This is a genomic window from Aquimarina hainanensis, assembly GCF_042684685.1.
Taxonomy (GTDB): domain Bacteria; phylum Bacteroidota; class Bacteroidia; order Flavobacteriales; family Flavobacteriaceae; genus Aquimarina; species Aquimarina hainanensis.
In genome coordinates this window covers 248,728-267,191 of record NZ_JBHULX010000048.1, presented here as the reverse complement: position 1 = coordinate 267,191, position 18,464 = coordinate 248,728, and the positions used below count along the sequence as shown (strand labels likewise).

General features: G+C 34.1%; 14 protein-coding genes and 1 pseudogene. 13 read left to right on the top strand and 2 right to left on the bottom strand.

Annotation, left to right across the window (positions count from 1 at the left end; translation table 11 throughout):
- Window positions 1–12 precede the first annotated feature (12 nt).
- From ACFSTE_RS22170 to ACFSTE_RS22110, 13 genes and pseudogenes are all read left to right on the top strand, one after another.
- A pseudogene (locus ACFSTE_RS22170) lies at window positions 13–273 on the top strand (polymer-forming cytoskeletal protein); the annotation flags it as partial.
- A 43-nt stretch (window positions 274–316) separates the two neighbouring features.
- Window positions 317–925 (top strand): TPR end-of-group domain-containing protein, encoded by a 609-nt coding sequence (locus ACFSTE_RS22165; protein ID WP_378253982.1) that lies wholly within the window; start codon window positions 317–319, stop codon window positions 923–925.
- Between the two features lie 27 nt (window positions 926–952).
- Window positions 953–1,738, top strand: coding sequence for a hypothetical protein (locus ACFSTE_RS22160; protein WP_378253984.1), 786 nt, complete (start codon window positions 953–955; stop codon window positions 1,736–1,738).
- Between the two features lie 362 nt (window positions 1,739–2,100).
- The gene (locus ACFSTE_RS22155; RefSeq protein WP_378253986.1) at window positions 2,101–5,172 is read left to right on the top strand and encodes a SusC/RagA family TonB-linked outer membrane protein; all 3,072 of its coding nucleotides are present in this window, start codon (window positions 2,101–2,103) and stop codon (window positions 5,170–5,172) included.
- 2 nt (window positions 5,173–5,174) lie between these two features.
- Window positions 5,175–6,548 carry a RagB/SusD family nutrient uptake outer membrane protein gene (locus ACFSTE_RS22150; RefSeq protein ID WP_378253988.1) on the top strand — a complete coding sequence of 458 codons (1,374 nt, stop codon included), beginning with the start codon at window positions 5,175–5,177 and terminating at the stop codon, window positions 6,546–6,548.
- Between the two features lie 15 nt (window positions 6,549–6,563).
- On the top strand, window positions 6,564–7,823 hold the full coding sequence (locus ACFSTE_RS22145) for a DUF4929 family protein (protein ID WP_378253990.1): 1,260 nt from the start codon (window positions 6,564–6,566) through the stop codon (window positions 7,821–7,823).
- 261 nt (window positions 7,824–8,084) lie between these two features.
- Window positions 8,085–10,937, top strand: a complete 2,853-nt coding sequence (locus ACFSTE_RS22140) for a M16 family metallopeptidase (protein ID WP_378253992.1) — start codon at window positions 8,085–8,087, stop codon at window positions 10,935–10,937.
- 140 nt (window positions 10,938–11,077) lie between these two features.
- The gene (locus ACFSTE_RS22135; protein ID WP_378253994.1) at window positions 11,078–11,968 is read left to right on the top strand and encodes a helix-turn-helix transcriptional regulator; all 891 of its coding nucleotides are present in this window, start codon (window positions 11,078–11,080) and stop codon (window positions 11,966–11,968) included.
- A gap of 51 nt (window positions 11,969–12,019) precedes the next feature.
- Complete coding sequence (locus tag ACFSTE_RS22130; RefSeq protein WP_176030904.1) at window positions 12,020–12,526, top strand: SRPBCC domain-containing protein; 507 nt, start codon at window positions 12,020–12,022, stop codon at window positions 12,524–12,526.
- A gap of 121 nt (window positions 12,527–12,647) precedes the next feature.
- Entirely contained in the window at window positions 12,648–13,082 is a 435-nt protein-coding gene (locus ACFSTE_RS22125) for a DUF2147 domain-containing protein (RefSeq protein ID WP_378253996.1), read from the top strand.
- A 327-nt stretch (window positions 13,083–13,409) separates the two neighbouring features.
- Window positions 13,410–13,616: a hypothetical protein gene (locus ACFSTE_RS22120; protein ID WP_378253998.1), complete on the top strand. Its 207-nt coding sequence runs from the start codon at window positions 13,410–13,412 to the stop codon at window positions 13,614–13,616.
- A gap of 45 nt (window positions 13,617–13,661) precedes the next feature.
- Window positions 13,662–15,341, top strand: coding sequence for an alpha/beta hydrolase-fold protein (locus tag ACFSTE_RS22115; RefSeq protein WP_378254000.1), 1,680 nt, complete (start codon window positions 13,662–13,664; stop codon window positions 15,339–15,341).
- A gap of 113 nt (window positions 15,342–15,454) precedes the next feature.
- Window positions 15,455–15,961 carry a hypothetical protein gene (locus ACFSTE_RS22110; protein ID WP_378254002.1) on the top strand — a complete coding sequence of 169 codons (507 nt, stop codon included), beginning with the start codon at window positions 15,455–15,457 and terminating at the stop codon, window positions 15,959–15,961.
- A gap of 168 nt (window positions 15,962–16,129) precedes the next feature.
- Here the strand turns inward: ACFSTE_RS22110 and ACFSTE_RS22105 are convergent, their stop codons facing one another.
- Together ACFSTE_RS22105 and ACFSTE_RS22100 are read right to left on the bottom strand one after the other, a co-directional pair.
- Window positions 16,130–17,899 (bottom strand): ABC transporter ATP-binding protein, encoded by a 1,770-nt coding sequence (locus ACFSTE_RS22105; protein WP_378254004.1) that lies wholly within the window; start codon window positions 17,897–17,899, stop codon window positions 16,130–16,132.
- 25 nt (window positions 17,900–17,924) lie between these two features.
- The gene (locus ACFSTE_RS22100; protein ID WP_378254006.1) at window positions 17,925–18,464 is read right to left on the bottom strand and encodes a metal-dependent hydrolase; all 540 of its coding nucleotides are present in this window, start codon (window positions 18,462–18,464) and stop codon (window positions 17,925–17,927) included.

Genomic DNA, 18,464 nt, shown 5'->3' with positions numbered 1-18,464 from the left:
GTAGAACTTACAGAAAATGTAATTTTTAAAGGAAAACATGTCGGAGTTATCAAAGTACATACACCATATCGTTTTATTCATAAAGGTACGATAGATGGGACATTAATAGTTTCTGAAAAATCCAAAGCAATTATCTTTGGAAAAATAAAAGGAGCTATTATTTCTAGTAGTGTGATTTGTTTACGAAAAGGTTGTGAAGTAGAAGGGGAATTAATCACTAAAAAAACAAGTATTGCTCCGGGGGCAAAAATTAATATAAATACAGAAAAATAAGGTATAATAATTTATTTTAGATTCATTCAATTTTAAAAACAATATGTCAGGATTTTTACCTCAATTAAAAGAATATATAGAATCCGGTGATGTAAAGTCGGCAGAAGCTATTTTGCCAATTGTCGATATAGAGGAAGATTCCTATGAATATGTCACTTTTATTATTGAGCTAAGAGCACTTGTAGCCTCTTATTATAAAGAGAAAAAACAGTTGGAATTGCTTGCGATAATACAATTGATTGCCACTTCAGAGAAACTTCCTTTTACAGAAAATTGGCCACAATATATCGATTTGATATCTAATGCGATAGGAGGGATTGTTGTACTGGATAAAAAATACGATCGGGAAGAGCTTTTAAAACAAGTACTAAATAAACTACCGAAAAAGAATCCTTATGTGGCAAACCATGAAGGAATTAATTATAATCTTGCTTGTTTCTATGCTATAAATGGACAGAAAGAAGAAATGATAGAATACATAAGAAGAGCCCGGTTTTATTTTGAAGCCGATAAGTTTTTACAAGATCATAGTTTTGACCAGTATAAAAAAGAAGCTTTTTTCAAGAAACTGCTCAACAGTACAGGAGATGCTGCATGGATTTGGTGGACACAAGCTTGGCCCATTATGGAGTGGTATGATGAGTCGAATTAACCTTATTTGATGAATCAATTAAGGTATATGAGTGCAAAAAATAGAAAAAGGAAGAAAGTAGATGTGTATCCGAGATATTACGGGATAAAAATGACATGTAGTACTTTAGGGATTATACTTTCTGTCGCTATCTTATTTGGATTGACACTTTTTTTATTGCAGGAACAACATCCCTTACTTTATGTAGGTAGTTTAGGGGCATTTGTAGTATATGGAATTTCGACATATGTCTATCATACCATGTCTATTCGATATCTTCATAATTTATATGATCGGGCAATGCACAGGAATAGTGGATTGATTATTACTTTGTCCTATACTCAAGAAGAATGGAATACATTTTATATCCAATATGGAGCATATCGCAGGAAAAAACACATACGAAACAAATTGTTATTTATTTTGCTGGGAGGAGCTTTGGGAATATTGTTATATAGAGACAATGTTCCATTATTTTTTTTAGGAGTTTTTATGGGACTTGTAATTTTTACTCCTTTGATAATACGATATCAATATGAAAAAAGGTACTATTATGCTCCCATTCATTATCAAAAAAGAAATGAGGTTAAACTAACGATAGATGGAATTTTAATCAACACTCATTTTATACCATTGTCTAATGAGCATGGATATATTAGTTTTTGTAAAGAAACGACCTTTTTAGATCAAAGTTGTTTGGAAGTTTTTATTGTCAAAGGCTTAGGAAGAGGGAAAAGAATTATAAAACAGTACATCCCATTGCCCAAGAGAAAACAACTTCCTCCAGAATCGATTGTTGAATTGATAAAAGAGCGTTTTTGTAATGTAGACTAGGCAGTAGTTGTTTGCTTTTACTCAATAAGTGATAAAACCATTCATTGTAGGAAACATATTGCTAATTAATAAAACGTGAATAAAATGTTAAATATTAAATAAAATGATTGCTTTTTTTGATGAAAAAATAGCTTCAAATTATGAGGTTTTACTCTTATGTGTGTGATATTGTTGTTTTTAAACAATTGATTTTTATTCTTTTATAAAGTAATGTTTTTTAATTAGAAGTAAGGTTTATCCGTAAAAAGTTATTTCGTAGTAGTTGTTAATTTAAACTAAATACGAAAAGTTTCCTTGCACGTATTACTGAATAAGGGTAAGTTTGCGCCCCTTTTTTATTTTAATTAAATCTAAATAAAAAGATGCGTTTGTTGCTTTCTATTATCGTGTTATTCTTTATTCATTTAAAAATTTTCTCACAACAACTTGTTGTAAAAGGGAAGATTGTGGACGCAAAGACTCATACCCCGATACCAGGTACCAATATTTATAACCCAACAGACCATACCGGAACCATATCTGATTTTAATGGAGAGTTTCAGGTAAGGGCAGTTGCGGGGGATACATTGGTGTTCTCTTCGTTAGGGTATAAAACTAAGAAGCAAAAAATAGATAAGGCAAAGCTTTTTATTGAACTTACTACAAGTTCTTTTGAGTTGGATGAGGTACAGATTATAGCAAAAGCTAATATCAATGATATCGATTTAAGAAAGGCTGTAGGGACCGTAACAACGATTCCAATAGGAAAGATAAAGGATCGCCCTGTTGTAAACATGATTGAAGCTTTACAAGGTCAGGTGGCAGGAGTACATATTAAAAGTAGTGGTGAATTAGGAAAACCGTTACAAATCAGAATAAGAGGGACTTCAACGCTACCAATTAAAACAAAAGATATTGCACCAGAAGACCGGTTTACAATAGACAACCGGGCAAATCAACCTCTTTATGTTTTAGATGGACAAGTGATTAGTGCAGCGTCTTTTGCGGCATTAAACATTAATGATATTAAAGAAGTCAAAGTTTTGAAAGATGCTGCTGCCAATGCATTATATGGAGTAAAAGCTGCTAATGGCGTTATAGAGATCACCGGTAAAAGAGGGATAAATGGAGAAACACAATATTCGGTTTCATTCCAGAAAGGAATAACATTAAAAGGTGAGCCTAGTATAGCAATGATGGGAACAAGGGAAAAACTGGAGTTTGAACGATTGTCTAAAAATATAAATACCCCCGGATATAATCTGTCCGAAGAATACTTTAGGAAGCTTTTTCCGAATGACCCAAAGCTTGAAGAACGTATCACAAGAGGAAAAGAAAAATTAGATTCATTAAAAAAAATAAATACCAATTGGTTCGATGAGTTAACGAGAATTGATACATATCAATCCTATAATCTTAGTATCCGTGGAGGAAATGAAAAGAATAGATTTTATATATCCGGTAATTTTACACAACAAGGAGGAAAGTTTGAAGGGAATAAAATTCATCGATTTACAGGAAGACTTAATTACGAATATAATTTGCTAAAAGATGTGCATATAATGTTTAATGCAGGTTTTGGCGTCTCAGAAAACACTACTCCTAATTCATCTTCATATACACCATCTCAGTTAATATACGAATTAAACCCCTATGAGCAACCAAACAATATCGGAGAACTAATATCGTATCCTGGCAGAACATTTTCGGATTTGGTAAATCAATACAGTAAAACAGCTGATGAGAATCGATTTAATTTTTCAGGAAATCTATTTGCAAAATTTTCAAAAAACCTACAACTATCCTCTGTAATAGGAATCGATTATGTCTATCAAGGGGCATTAGCAATTGTACCAAAAAATGCTTTTTCTGAAATGACATCTGGAGTTCCCGAAAACGAAAGAGGAAAGGCTACAAAAAATAAAACAATGGGGACTAATTTTAGTACAAATACCCGATTAAATTATCAGCAGCTCTTCGGGCGACATACTATTTCAGCCAGTGCTAATGTGGATTATTATAGAAATGGCTCCGATTTTATAGGGATTACAGGATACGGACTTCCTAGTAATTTACATTCAGGTGCAGGAATTAATAATGATATTGAAGGAGCCAGACGATCACGAACAGCTTCAAAAAAAACAACAGAAGCCCAATTAGGGTTTGGGTTTTCAAGCCTGTATAACTGGAATGATAAATTAGAATGGTATGGAAGTTATAAAATAGACGGCTCATCACTATTACCAAGTGACAAAAGGTGGAATACCTTTTGGGCAACAGGGATTGGATATACAGTAAGTGAAGAAAGTTTCTTTAAGAATAAGTTGATACGCTATTTGAAATTCAGAGGGAGTTATGGAGTAACAGCAAGCTTGGCAGGAATTACAGCATCTCTGGCAGTACCTACATTTTCATATGGTGATGATGGGTATTTAGGTATTAGAGAGTTTTACCTGCAAAGCTTATTTAATGATAAACTTCGTCCAGAAAAAAATACTTCGGTCAATGTGGGAATGAATATTGGAATTGGGAGTAATGTAAATATTTCCTTGGATGTATATCATAGAAGAACTGATGATATGCTACTTACGGTACCAGTTGCTCCTTCTAACGGATTTTCAGAACAATTAAGAAATGTTGGGATACTGGAAAATAAAGGAATCGAAATGTCAGTAAATGCCACATTAATTAATACAGATACTTTTACCTGGAGTACTTCAGGGAACTTGTCTTATAATAAGAATGAAATTATTGATTTATACGAAGGTACCGAATTAACACTTAGTAATAATCCTTTTCCGGATTATAAAGAAGGAGAATCGGCAGATTTAATTTATGGGTTAGTCAATCTTGGAATTTTTCCTGCTGATGGAACTCCCAGATACCGGCGTGTAGATGGAAGCCATTTTCATGGAAATTTGGAAAAACCTAACTCAGAAGATTTTGTCGTGTTAGGGAATGCGACTCCACCTTTTACAGGAGGCTGGTTCAATAGTCTAAGATATAAAGACTGGCAATTATCTTTTGATCTTTATTTCAATTTTGGAGGAAAAGCAGTTTATAACAATCAGTCTGTTGTTTTAGTAGATGATGATACCAATAAAAATGCAGTAAGAGGACAGTTACAGCAGACATGGTTTGAACCTGGAGATGAAGGAAGATTATATCCTTCATTAACATTGGGCACAGGAAATATTTTCGAAAACTTAAGCTATGCTTCAGACAGAACAGTAGGAAGAACAGATTTCATTAGACTTAATAATATTATGCTTAGTCATCAGTTTAACACCCGAAGCTTAGGAGCTTTTGGAAAAAATATAGACAATCTTAGGATGTATGTGCAATTGAAAAATATTGCTACCTGGTCAAACTTTGGAGGAGGTGATCCCGAATCTGCAAATCTGGTAGGTTCAGTTCAACCTATCATTACTATTGGAACAAATTTGAGTTTTTAATTATGAAAAGAGTATTCGGTATCATCATTATTTTTATCTCATCAGTTTCCTGTTCCCTGGATATTCCCGTAGAAGATGAAATTACAGGGCTAGATGTAATTGATAATATAGATATAGCCAATGAAACTTTATCGGGAATATATAATTCATACCCAAAAGATAAAGTCATGTTCTCTAAGCTGGCTGATGACTTTTATCCCAATCATACAATTTCTGAAAATATGTTTGATTTTAATTTGTACAGATGGGAAACTAATGAGTTAATTGTATGGGCTGCTTCTTTATGGCAGGATTATTATCACTCCATAAGCAGGGCAAATGTATTGCTAAACCAAATAGCATCCATTCAGACAACCACCCCAAAAGAAGGAGAAATACTTGATTTTATTCATGCCCAAACGCTTGCTTTAAAAGCATTTTCTTATTTGGATCTCATACAATTGTACGCTCCGAGGTATTCAGATTCAACACGGGAACAGGATGGAATTATCCTAAAGGATAATATAGCCTCTGAAGAAAAACCCCGAGCTACTATGGAAGCTTCCTATCGGGAAATAGAGAGATTACTACTAAGAGCAATTGAGTTATTTCCTCCCGAAACAACAACTAAATACAGGTTTTCAAAAAATAGTGCTAAGGCATTACTGGCCAGAGTATACCTGCATTGGAATAAATATGAAAAAGCGATTGTACTCTGTGATGAATTATTAAAAAGGAATATAAATCAGGAGAGTTATGCAAGCTTGTGGAGATCCCCTGATAATAGCGAAGAAGCATTGTTGGTGTTTGATAATGAGGAGTTTAATTATGCTTCTCTTTTTGATAATATAAGCGGGGAGTACGAGTATTATATACACTTTTCTATTACGTATGGTATTAATGATTATAGAAAGGATATTAATCTTCTGGAAGATGATTTCAGGAAGTTGGATAACTCGGTGATACGTGCGGATTTTTTAGGAAAATACAGAAATTCTTTGGTAGATGAGACTCCAAAACCAATAGTAGGAATACGATTGGCAGAACTGCATTTTATTAAATCAGAAGCACTCTATAAGTTATCCAGAGAAGAAGAATCTAGAGAAGCATTAAATTCCTTTTTATCACTTAGAAATGCTTCCCCTGTTACAACAACCGGATCAATTTTCTTACAAGATCTATTACGAGAAAAACAAAAAGAATTTCTCGGTGAAGGAATTCGGTATTTTGACCTAAAGCGGAATAGACTCCTTCTGGAACGAGTGGATTTTAACGACCATGCTATCATTGACCAGATATCTACAGATGATTTTAGATGGGTATTTCCTATCCCTGAAAATGAAATAAGACAAAACAAAAGAGTACAACAAAACCCCGAATGGGAAAAATTAATTTAAAACACGTAAATACTTATGAAAATAATACAATCAATACTATATACATTACTAGGAGTAATGCTTATTACATCTTGTAATAGCGATGATGATGGTGCAGCACAGTTTAATGGGGATGTCTCAGTTACACTGATCAACAAAGGAAATTCATCAGCGACAGAAGGAGAAGCTACGGATTTTATCTATGATGTTATTTTGAGTAAATCATTTGATTCAGCGGTGACTCTTAATTTTTCATTAGAAGATATTTCAGGTTATTCCTCTTTATTAGCAATAGATGCTCCAGTGATCATCAAAAAGAATACGACAAAAGGGGTACTGAAAATCACAATGCCAGCAAAACCAGATAGTGAAAATTTATTGTCTGAGGATAAAAACTTCCCCATACAATTAACTTCTTATTCCGGAATTGATAATAAAATAACATTATCTAGTAATGAAGCTATAGCAATAAAAGTTGAAGCGGATTTCACACCTCTTACTCAGGAACAAAAAGACTTATTAGAATATTACAAAACAAAGGGAATTGATCTTACTCCCTGGATTGGAAAGATCCCTGTAGAAGTAACTGTTCAGACAGACGGTAATGGAAGTTTTTCCCCTTTTGATCAGGCTACTACCAAAACGTATACAGGAACTACTTTTATTACACTGAGTGAAAGTGCAACTAAAGAAAAACCTTTATTAGTAATGACAAATAATGCTTTTGGGCTTTCTGAATACCTGCAATATGTCTTTAGAAACGAAACAATAAATAATACAGGGTTTTGGTACGCTCCTAATGATGATAATGTCAACCCTGCAGCAAAAGAAGTACTAAAGGCAATAGGAAATCAAAGTGAAACTAAGTGGCTGAATAAGGAGTATTCTTTTAATGTGATAGTAGATAATTTAGAATTTAAGGAGGATAATACGATTCATTTTGTACAAGAAAATGGAGCGCATGACATTTATACTAATTTTCTTGATGATCAGCGTGTAAAAGGATTATCAGCAGTTGATTTTCAGTATGAGTTCCCGCTGTGGGATGAGCTCGAAAAATTAGCTAAAGGAAATATTGAACTCACGAACCATATCATTTCAGGAGGATCTTTACATCCTAATAATTATATTGGGTATAGTACGATTTTAGAAGATGATTGGTACGAAACAAACTGGGTTACTCCGACAAGTAGTTATGATAATACAGATAAGGTTATGCAGTTTACATTTAATATAGATCATGCCAATTCTGGAGATTATGATATTGTAAAAGTAACCTATACCTCTCCTTATTAAAATTCCATAAAGACTAAAAACTTCAATAGTTTTTAACCGTATATAGATAACGGTGTACCGAGAGCTTTGTATTATTATAAGGTCAAAAAATTAAGTATTCATTAATAAGTAAACCCGTAAAAGACAAAGCTCTCTTGTTTAATTGATAATCGAGGTCTAAGTGTTCAGAGGGGTACTCCGAATTAACATCCATTTCTTATGTAATATCTCGTGAGCTTGTACCGAGGTAGATTACTACAATCAAGATAAAATTTCACCTGTATGGTTTACAGTTTTTTCAAAATAAGCAGTTATAACATCTATAGATTAATCTTACAAAAGTTTTATAGACTCACAGGGATACTTATTATTGTATGCTATAGTACTTTTAGTAATGCTCAAACGGAGAAATTATCCAAAGAGTTGATAAAAGGAAAGTTAGAAAATGGGTTTCAATATTATATCAAAAACAACACCTATCCACTACAAAAAACACTGTTTTATTTAGTAGTAAAGGCAGGAGCTATTCACGAAAAAGATCAGGAGCTTGGATATGCACATTTTTTAGAGCATATGGCTTTCAAAGGAGGGAAGCGTTTTCAGGAAAAAAAATATATAACATCTCTATATGAGCAGGGACTTCAGTTAGGAAAACATTTTAATGCCGTCACTAATTATCAATATACTATATACTCTATAGAATTTCCAAAAGAAGCAACACTGGAAATGCAAGAAGAAACATTTGCCTTTTTTGCTGATATATTAGACGGTTTGTCATTAGATAATGAAGCGATAGCTTCAGAAAAAAGAATTGTTTTAGAGGAAAAGAAAGTTGCGCCAAAAGTATCAGAATATTTTAAGTTTAGATTAGGAGAGAGCAAGTACAAATATCGCTTACCTATTGGCACAGAAAACAGTATAAAAAATATTACCAGGGAAAGCCTTGGTCGCTTTTATGATGAATGGTATCAACCAGAAAAAGCAGCAGTTTTTGTTGTAGGGAATGTCTTCCCTTCTCAAACAGTCTCATTAATTAAACAACAATTTGAAACTATTAAGAACAAGAGGACAAATAGCACTGTCAATGAAGGGATCTATGAATTTTTAGAAGAGGCGATGGCTATTGATATATCAGATAGTTATACATCTTCCAGATTATTTCTAGAATGGGGTTGGAAACGTCAGAGCGAAGAACAGACAGAAGATGTATTGAGAAGAAAAATAGTATATCAGATGCTGGGAAGGATTCTACAAAAGAGGACCGACTCCTTATTTTCTAAAAGGATTGATGGACTTAAGTTGACAGATGGGTATTTTATGGCAGATGTTAATTACACAACTATTTCCTGTAATCCAAAGACAAATCCCGAAATGACAATAAAGAATATATTGCGAGAAATTAAAAGAATTGCACTATATGGAGTTCCCGAAAATGAATTACAATATCATTTGAAAAAAAATCAACAATTCATAACATATAAAGAAGATAATTTTAAACAATCAGGTACTTATATTCAGGAGTATCTAGATCAATACTTAGATAAAAACGGTTCCTTTTTTTTAGAAAAAAAAGACAGTATTATTCAGCACCATATTTTATCCAATATCAATTCTAGAGATTTTAAAAATGAAGCTCAAAAACTATGGGATTCCAATACAATGAGGCTCTTTTTCGAACAAGCTGCTTCTGATGATACTAAGAATAAGTTTTCTTTGCAAAAGTTTAGAAAGTTGAAGAAACAACTTGATGCCGATAATATTCTTCCTTTGATAAAGAAGTATGCAAGGAAAAAAAACTCCTTAAAAAAAACATCAAAAAACAGGAAATTAACAGTACCGGAAATAGAAGAAGAAAAAGCTTTGTCATCTGTGTATTATCCGAAATTAGGGATCACCAGGTTAACTTATAAAAATGGACTTGACGTAGTATTGAAACCTGTTAAGAGCGAAACGGATGTTATAGAAGTTGTAGGCTTGGCACCGGGAGGGACTTCTTCCATATCAGACAGTTTGTATTATCAATATGAATCTACTATACCATATATAGAGTTAGGAGGCATAGGAAACCTTACTGATCGAGATTTAGAACAGTATCTAAGTGATAAAGATTTTAGTGTTTCCTTTGCCATCTCCGAATTTGAAAGGAATATACATGCGAGTACTCCACATCATCAGTTAGAAGAGTTTTTTAAGTATCTTTTTATAAAAATGACGGCAACAAAAACTAATGAAAAAGAGTTTACTACTGTTGTTCAGGATGAAATTAAAGCATTGAAGAAACGTACATCACATTTTTCTATTGTCAGCCCTTTCAAAAGAAAAGTTGATCAGCTAAAAAAGAACTATTTTCCTAATAGAAATGGTGCACAAACAAAAGAGGAATTCGAAAACCTGAACCTTTCTCAAATGCATAACTTTTATCAGAAAGCATTTGCTAATGCAGATTCCTGGAGGTTTATTATAACAGGTAATTTTAATAAAGACAGTATGTTACCATATCTGAATAACTATTTAGGAAACCTTCCACATAATAATAATCGGATGGAAAATAAAGAATTATTCACTCATTCAGAACATGAAAAAGAGTTGATCATTAAGGATCAAAAGTCAAGGAATACCACTAGTATCAGTTTTGTATTATATGGCGGGTATATCCCAACGGTACGAAATACAATACTAATTTCTCTAACAGAGCGTCTTATAAGAAACAGGGTCGTTAAGACATTAAGAGAACAACATGGAATGACGTATACTCCCTTTGTAGAATTAGAAAAAAAACGTTATCCAGCCTCTAATTATGTTTTAGAAATACATTTTGATTGCACTCCAGATAAAATCGACAAAGCAAAAAAAATAACTCAGCAAGTGTTGGAGGATATTATAGCATCTCCAATACAGGAAAAAGAATTGAAATATTATAAAAATGGAGTAGCATTAAAACATAATATGATCGTTTCTGATACAGATATTTATAACTGGAACTCTTACATAATAGAATGCTTGTCTAACAATGAAAAAATTGAGGATTTAGAAAAATTCCCAGCCATCTTGAGTGCTATTTCAAAAGAAGAATTACATGCTTTTATAAAAAGATCTTTGGATGTAGATAAAACAAAAATAGTCTCCTTTTTTTAAAAAAAATATAACCGGATATAAAAAACATTGAAATTGAAAAACAAGACGATACAGGAAGTTTGGGAATATTTTAATTAATTGGTATGTTTACTCTAAACTATGTTCAGGGTTTATCCTGAAAGTATACATGTCAGAGAATATTGAAAGCAGACAATAGACATATAACTACTCAAAAATGGGAGCTGGAAGGAATTTCGATTTCGCATAATATCATTCATTTTACCTCTTTAGAAAAGCACCGTTCTGTAAATGAGCTAGAAGCTGTTCGTTTACATTTTGGATTGAAAGGGGATTATGATTTTAGCTCTCAAAAATTACAAACTGCTCATACGTTTACAGGGCATCATAATAATATAATGTACTCTGATGGGCTGGATTTAGAGGTATGTGCAAAAAGCAAGCAAATCGAAACATTTGGAGTTAATTTTACTCCTGATTCCTTTGTCCAGATAGCGCAACATGGTAATGATGCGCTAAAGCGACTGGTAGAAAATGTTATTGACAAAAAAAATGCTGTGCTGTCAGATGAGTGGCGACCAAATAGCTTTAAGATACATCAGGTGATTAACGAAATCTTACATTGTCGTTTTGGTGGGGAATTAAAAAAACTATTTCTACTATCTAAGAGTATTGAACTTCTGGTTCTTCAGGCAGCATTATACGAAGCAAAAACATCGAATACTTTTATTAAGACCAATACAGATAAACGAAAACTATTCGAGGCGAAGGAGATCCTAACAGACCAACTGGGGGAACCACCAACAATCTACCAATTATCAAAATTAGTTGCCCTTAATGAGTACAAGTTAAAAAAAGGATTTAAAGAACTATTTGGAACAACTATTTTTGGATACATTCACCATAACCGGATGTGTATAGCACAACGTCTGCTGTTAGATACACAAAAATCTGCCAAAGAAATAGCCTATGAAATAGGATATAGTTCTCCTCAGCATTTTTCGAAAGCTTTTAAAAAAGAATTTGGAAAAACTCCCGATAGTATAAGACGTTCTCCTGATAGTACCCTCTAAAAAACAAGAAAAAAAACATCTTTGTTTCAATATTAACAATAGATAAAAAGAATGAAATACATCTGGTTACTAGTGCTATTCGCAATGACAGGTTGTATGTCAACAAAAAGAAACAAGGAGATGAAAATAGAAAAAGAAATCCATTTTTCAGTATCACAGGAAAGAGTATGGGAAGTGTTAACCAATCCTGAACAAACCAGAAAATACATGTTTGGATGCGAACTTATATCTGAGTGGAAGGTAGGTGCTCCAATGCTATGGAAAGGAAAGACAAATACAGGAGAGGTAATCGTATATGTCAAAGGAAACATTCTAGAGCTCGAACAAGGAAAGAAAGTTACTTTCTCGATGTTTGATCCTAATATGAATTTAGAAGATATTCCAGCAAATTACCTGATTATGACTTATGAAGTTATTGCCAAAGGAAAAGGAACGATTCTTAGGTTACGGCAAGAGAACTTTCGGAATAATGAAACTGGAAAAAAACGATATGAAGAATCTCTAAAAGGTTGGGAGGCGATTATCCCCGATTTAAAGCAAATAGCAGAGCAAGAATGAAATAACTTCTCGAGAACAGGCTCTTTCTGATATAAAAAAACACAGAAAAATGTTGATAGCTAGCAATAATATTACATAATAATCTTGGGAATACTCCAATTTAATTGGTATGTTTATCACAATGAAGCATATCATACTATTTATCATTCCATTCCTTTTTATGTGTCCCGCGACTGTTGATGAGGAAGCCTATATCGGAAAATGGGAAATCAAAGGAGGTTCTGTTATTGAAATTTATAAAGAGAAACAGGTGTTCTATGGAAAGATTTATAAAAGAGCTGCACAACCACTTTCTAATCTCAATGGACTAGACAATAAAAATCCGGTAAAAGAACTTCGGGGACGTCCGATTGTAGGTATGATTATTTTAGATAAGTTGACATATAATGAAGGAGAACTGTCTGGAGGAACTATTTATAATGCGGATAGTGGGAAAACATACACCGTAAAAGTATGGATCAATAGTGACGACCTTAATGTATGTTATATCAGAGCCTATAAAGGCTGGGTGTTTAAAACATTTACAGCTAAAAGGGTACCTCCATCATTACATTAGTACTACCTCGTCAAAATAACTTCATCTTTAAAAAAACTCCTGATGTACTCCATGTAGTAGCAAAGAAAGAACAAAGTATACAGGTTTTTATTTACTCATATACGATCTCGGTATAAGCATATAGGAGAGTATCTGGAGAATAGATGCTAACTAAGGGAAGCTTTAGAGGATTTAAATTTTGATAATCAAATACCAGATACATTCCAAGATGTATTCTTTTTTAATTTCTGCAAACCGATAATCAAATTAGCTATTATGAAATGATAAAAGTGTAACAAAAAAGAGAATAGGGTGTCGCTAGAAAAAGAACGTATAAATAAGATACCGATGAGTATAAGACCATTGAATTTTCGCCCTATCTATGTTTATCTTATAAAAACCATACTTGGTATTATAGGCTTGAGTATCCTCTGTAGCTGTAATAATCCGAAACCTTCCCATGATGTTACTTTTATAGAAAGAACCCCTGTCATTGATGGGAAATTAGACGCCTTTTTAGAATCATTACCATCTAAAGAGTTTACATATATCTGACAGTTTGACAATCCGGTTACGGATACGGTCCCTGTTCGTTATAGAATGGGATATACTGCTACACATTTATATCTCTATATAGAAACAGCAGAGGATCGTATCAATTATCACAGAAGAGGATATCTATGGGGAGATGGGTATAAAATTTTATTAGGAATGCCTAAAAAAGATTCATTGACGGATGAATACTATGAATTATCATATTCTCCTTCAAAAGAAAAGAATCATTGGGATCGACAGCGAATCATGGCTTATAATTTCAATCAGGTCACTAAACCGTTGAGTACACAATCTATATCACAGGAGGTCTCAACAGGAAAGAAGTTCGGTTTTGAAGCATTGATTGCCTGGTCTGATATAGAACCCTATCATCCCTGGTTTCTCGGGGAAATAGGGTGTAATATTTATTTTGCCAAGGGGATTAACTCTCAGGAGCACGGGTACATTACCAATGGATATTCTTTAGTAGATGATGAAGGAATCTGGAGTGAGGAAATACCAAAACGAAAATACCGGAAAATAACCTTTCAACTTCCTGAAACCGTTTCTCAACCAACCACCATTGCAGCTCTCAGAAAGAAAAATTTAGAAGAAGGGAAGCCACTGATCGTAGAAATAGCTTCTATCGCTAAAAAGGCAGTAGAAGAAACAATTCGTATTAGCTGCTTTAATAAGCAGAAAGAAGAGGTATTAACAAAAGAATATAAGATAAAGAGTAGCGATAATTTGACAAAAGAAAACCTGCAAGTTCGATTAGAAGGAATGTCTCCGGGCATATATACAGTACTGATACAAACAACAGAAAAAAAACTGGGGGAACACGTGATTAGTATTCGTCCGGAGATAGATGGGGAAAACATCAGTACAGAGATTCAGAAAAATAAACCGAAGTTACCTATGGGATCACTACATACATTGCAATTCGAATTAAATGAAATACTAAATAAATATAGGGCATTAAAACCATATGAATCTGGGGAGTCAGTACATCATTTATGGAAAGAATTCGAAAAAAAATTCAATGTTTTTAAGCAAGGAACTGATCCCTATAAAGGGATATCGGGACCGTACCGAAGAGCTTTTAAATCAAAATATGATCAAAGTTATCAACCGTATTCAATTAAGTTACCCGAAAACTATGACCCGGCTAAGAAATATCCGTTATTAGTTTTTCTACATGGTAGCGGTAGGGATGAACAAGGTTTGTTAAAAAAAGCGAGGAGTAATGGGAAGTTTATAGAAATTGCTCCCTTGGCAAGAGATTTATATAATGCATACGCTTATGAAGAATCACAACGAGATATTGTAGAAGCTATAGAAGCAGTAACCAGTTCGTTTTCAGTAGATCGTAGTCGTATGATTATAGGAGGGTTCTCTATGGGAGGGTATGGAGCTTTACGAGCATTTTATGAACATCCCGAACTATATAAAGGGGTAGCAGTTTTTGCAGGGCATCCTAATTTGGCAAATGAATGGCTGGACGAAGAACATCCTAATTTTTTAGAAGATAAATATTTGACTCCTTTTATAGGAGTTCCGTTATTTATCTATCATGGGAAAAAAGATGCAGGGTTGGATGTTAGACTAATAGAAGAAATGAGTGACAAATTAAAAAAGATAGGAGGGAAAGTAACTTGTAGCATCGTAGCAGATAAAGGACATGAGTACCCGGATACATTTACCAATACGAAGTATTTTAACTGGTTAGATTCTTTGATTAAATAGGGGTGATAATTGATTTACGACTTTTTTTCAGTTCAATAGGGGGTGGAGGCTTTCAATGCGACATGTATATGAAGCGCTTCAATATTAAATTATAATAACAAATAAACCTAAACATGAAATTAGTTAGAAAAAAAATCAGTTATATCGCTTTTGTAATTATTGTTTTTTTGATCAGTGCCTGTTCAAGTGATGATGATCAGGTAACATCGATAAAAACAGAAACGATACTCGGACAATGGGAAATGACAAGAGCAATAGAAGTGTCTTCGGGAAAAGCAATTCCGGGATTTGACACAAAACAGAAGCTGCTGTTTAATAAAGACAATACCTATAAAGTAGAATTGCAATATACAGAAGAACAGGAGGGCAAGATCATAAATAAAAGTATATCTCTGCCAGGAACATGGAATTTGGAAAAAGGAAATAAGCTAGCACTAAAACTGGATGATTTTGGTGCTATGGGAGAATTTATCTCCAATTCTGCAACCGAATTAGTAAATTCATATTATGCAGGAACTGCTATTGTTTCATTTTCTAAGGGAGAATTATTATTGATCAAAACCATCAAAAATGAAGAAGAAACGATGCAGGTAGGTCTAGCATATAAACGATTAAAATAAGGGAGGGTGACTTTCTTATAGTATTGTTTCATACCTTCTGTAATATCAAAAAATACAGTAAATAAACTGCTTTTATACATTTAGATCAAAGTAGTTTTTAAGGGATTGGGGATAAAACTGTACGTAATGTGTAAAAAGTTGTCATTTTTTTATGGCAACTTTTTATATTTATATCCGGGCCTGGTATGTATATAAATCATGATACCTGCCTTGTGTATTAGTTAATTCTTCATGAGTACCTTGTTCAGCGATATGCCCAGATTCAATGACTAAAATTTGATCTGCTTTTTTGATGGTACTCAATCGGTGCGCAATTACAAATGTAGTTCTTCCTCTCATTAACTCATGTAAACTTTGCTGGATTAACGCTTCACTTTCCGTGTCCAGGCTGGAGGTTGCTTCATCGAGAATGATAATTTTAGGATCAGCAAGAATAGCTCTGGCAATGGCAATTCGCTGTCGCTGTCCCCCAGAGAGTTTTACTCCTCGTTCTCCGATAAGGGTTTCTAAACCATCTTCAAAACGGTCTGTAAATTCATTGACATAAGCAGCTTCTACAGCATTGATTAGTTGTGCTTCTGTAGCATCAGGTCGCGGGAATAAAATATTTTCCCGAATAGTACCCTCGAATAAAAATTCATCCTGTAGTACTACTCCCAGATGCTGTCTGTAACTCTGCAAATTGACAGTAGATAAGTCAATTCCATCAATAGTAACTGTACCCCTGTTAGGAGTTAAAAAAGAAGATGCCAGTCCTGCAATGGTAGATTTTCCCGATCCTGAACTTCCTACAAGTGCAGTTACAGAACCTGAAGGAGCCGAAAAAGAAAGATTGTGAATTACTTGTTTGTTTTCCTCGTAAGAGAAGGATACATTATCAAAGATAATATCTCCTCGCATACGATCAATATGTACCGTTCTTTTTTCCGGATCTTCTTCTGGAGGAAGGTTCATCAATTCTTCAGTTCTGTCCAATCCAGCTAATGCTTCGGTAAGTTGACTCCCGATATTGCCCATTTGTACAATTGGAGTAACCATAAAGCCTAATACCAGTGTGAAGAATAAAAAATCCCCAGTGGTCATAGTTCCCTGAATCATAAAATATCCTCCGATAGCCATAATTCCAGCAGAAGCAATTCCTAATAAAAAGGTAGAAGAGCTACTCATAAATGCTGTGGCCGTCAGGCTCTTTTTTACATTTTGAAACAAACGATCAACGCCTCTTTCAAATACTTCGCTTTCCTGCTTTTCGGCATTAAACCCTTTGATTACTCGGATTCCTGCCAGTGTTTCGGTCAAACGTCCTTTGACTTCGGCATTAAGAACACCTCTTTTTCTGAAAATAGGGCGGATATACCCAAAAGCTTTCAGGGCAATCACCCCAAAAATAGAAACCGGAAATAAAACGAACAGTGTCATCCAGGGATTAATAGATATCAATATGATTAGAGAGACAATAGCAGTAAACGTACCTCCTACTAATTGTACAAGTCCTGTTCCGATCAGATTGCGAACCCCTTCCACATCTGTCATAATCCTGGATACCAGGGCTCCAGATTTTGAGTTGTCAAAAAAACGAATTGGTAAGGAAAGTACTTTTTTTTGTACTTGGGCCCTTAATTCAGCAATTAAATACTGTGCCTGTACACTTAATATTCGGGTGAGTAAAAAAGAAGAAACCGCTTGGATTAACAATGCTGATCCGACATATACTAAAAGAGTAATGAGTGCATTGTAGTTACTGGTAGGAATGATATCATCCAGTAAAACTTTACTTTGCCAAGGGAGTACTAACCCTGCCAATCGACTAATAACAATCAGGAAAAGTCCTATAAAAACCAGGTTTCGCTTGGGCCAGATGATGGTCTTAAACGCCTGTCGCATAGATACCTTTTTTTTCTTTCTTGATGTTGAAGATGCATTAGCCAGATGTCTCATGTGTATAGTTGTAGATCAGTTCTTGTTAGTGATTAGTGTTTTTTCTTAACAGCATTACTAAGGTTGTATATATCAGGGAAGGAACCCCAATCCAGATGCCTTCGTTGATTAAAATCGAGAGCCCTCTCATACTGATAAATTTTCGAGCACCAATAGGAGATACCTCTATAGGACGCCAGGGGAAAAAGTGGCGAGTATCATCAAAAGGAGAAAAGAAAGCAACTCCCAACCCTCCGGTTGTCATAGCGTCCAGTATTCCGTGAGAAAGAGTGCAAAAAGCGAAGAATATGCTAAAAAGAATGCCTTTTAAAGAGAAAGATAATTTTGGATAAAAAATAAATGACATACTCATCCCCCAGAGTATGGCAAATAAAATGGAGTGTGTAAACCCTCTATGTCCCCAAAAGCTATTATATGCAATGTGAAGCTTAAACCCAATTACATCGGCATCTGGTACCATTGTACACCCTATCCCGAGAAGCCAGAACTTAAAGGATCTAAATTCCTTAGGGAAGCTGCTTCCGATTGCCATAGTAGCCATTGCATGTCCAAAAATAGAGGCCAT

Coding starts and splice junctions, on each gene's coding strand:
- ACFSTE_RS22165 (WP_378253982.1), top strand. CDS start 317: ATGTCAGGATTTTTACCTCAATTAAAAGAATATATAGAATCCGGTGAT.
- ACFSTE_RS22160 (WP_378253984.1), top strand. CDS start 953: ATGAGTGCAAAAAATAGAAAAAGGAAGAAAGTAGATGTGTATCCGAGA.
- ACFSTE_RS22155 (WP_378253986.1), top strand. CDS start 2,101: ATGCGTTTGTTGCTTTCTATTATCGTGTTATTCTTTATTCATTTAAAA.
- ACFSTE_RS22150 (WP_378253988.1), top strand. CDS start 5,175: ATGAAAAGAGTATTCGGTATCATCATTATTTTTATCTCATCAGTTTCC.
- ACFSTE_RS22145 (WP_378253990.1), top strand. CDS start 6,564: ATGAAAATAATACAATCAATACTATATACATTACTAGGAGTAATGCTT.
- ACFSTE_RS22140 (WP_378253992.1), top strand. CDS start 8,085: ATGGTTTACAGTTTTTTCAAAATAAGCAGTTATAACATCTATAGATTA.
- ACFSTE_RS22130 (WP_176030904.1), top strand. CDS start 12,020: ATGAAATACATCTGGTTACTAGTGCTATTCGCAATGACAGGTTGTATG.
- ACFSTE_RS22125 (WP_378253996.1), top strand. CDS start 12,648: ATGAAGCATATCATACTATTTATCATTCCATTCCTTTTTATGTGTCCC.
- ACFSTE_RS22120 (WP_378253998.1), top strand. CDS start 13,410: ATGAGTATAAGACCATTGAATTTTCGCCCTATCTATGTTTATCTTATA.
- ACFSTE_RS22115 (WP_378254000.1), top strand. CDS start 13,662: ATGGGATATACTGCTACACATTTATATCTCTATATAGAAACAGCAGAG.
- ACFSTE_RS22110 (WP_378254002.1), top strand. CDS start 15,455: ATGAAATTAGTTAGAAAAAAAATCAGTTATATCGCTTTTGTAATTATT.
- ACFSTE_RS22105 (WP_378254004.1), bottom strand. CDS start 17,899: ATGAGACATCTGGCTAATGCATCTTCAACATCAAGAAAGAAAAAAAAG.
- ACFSTE_RS22100 (WP_378254006.1), bottom strand. CDS start 18,464: ATGGCCTCTATTTTTGGACATGCAATGGCTACTATGGCAATCGGAAGC.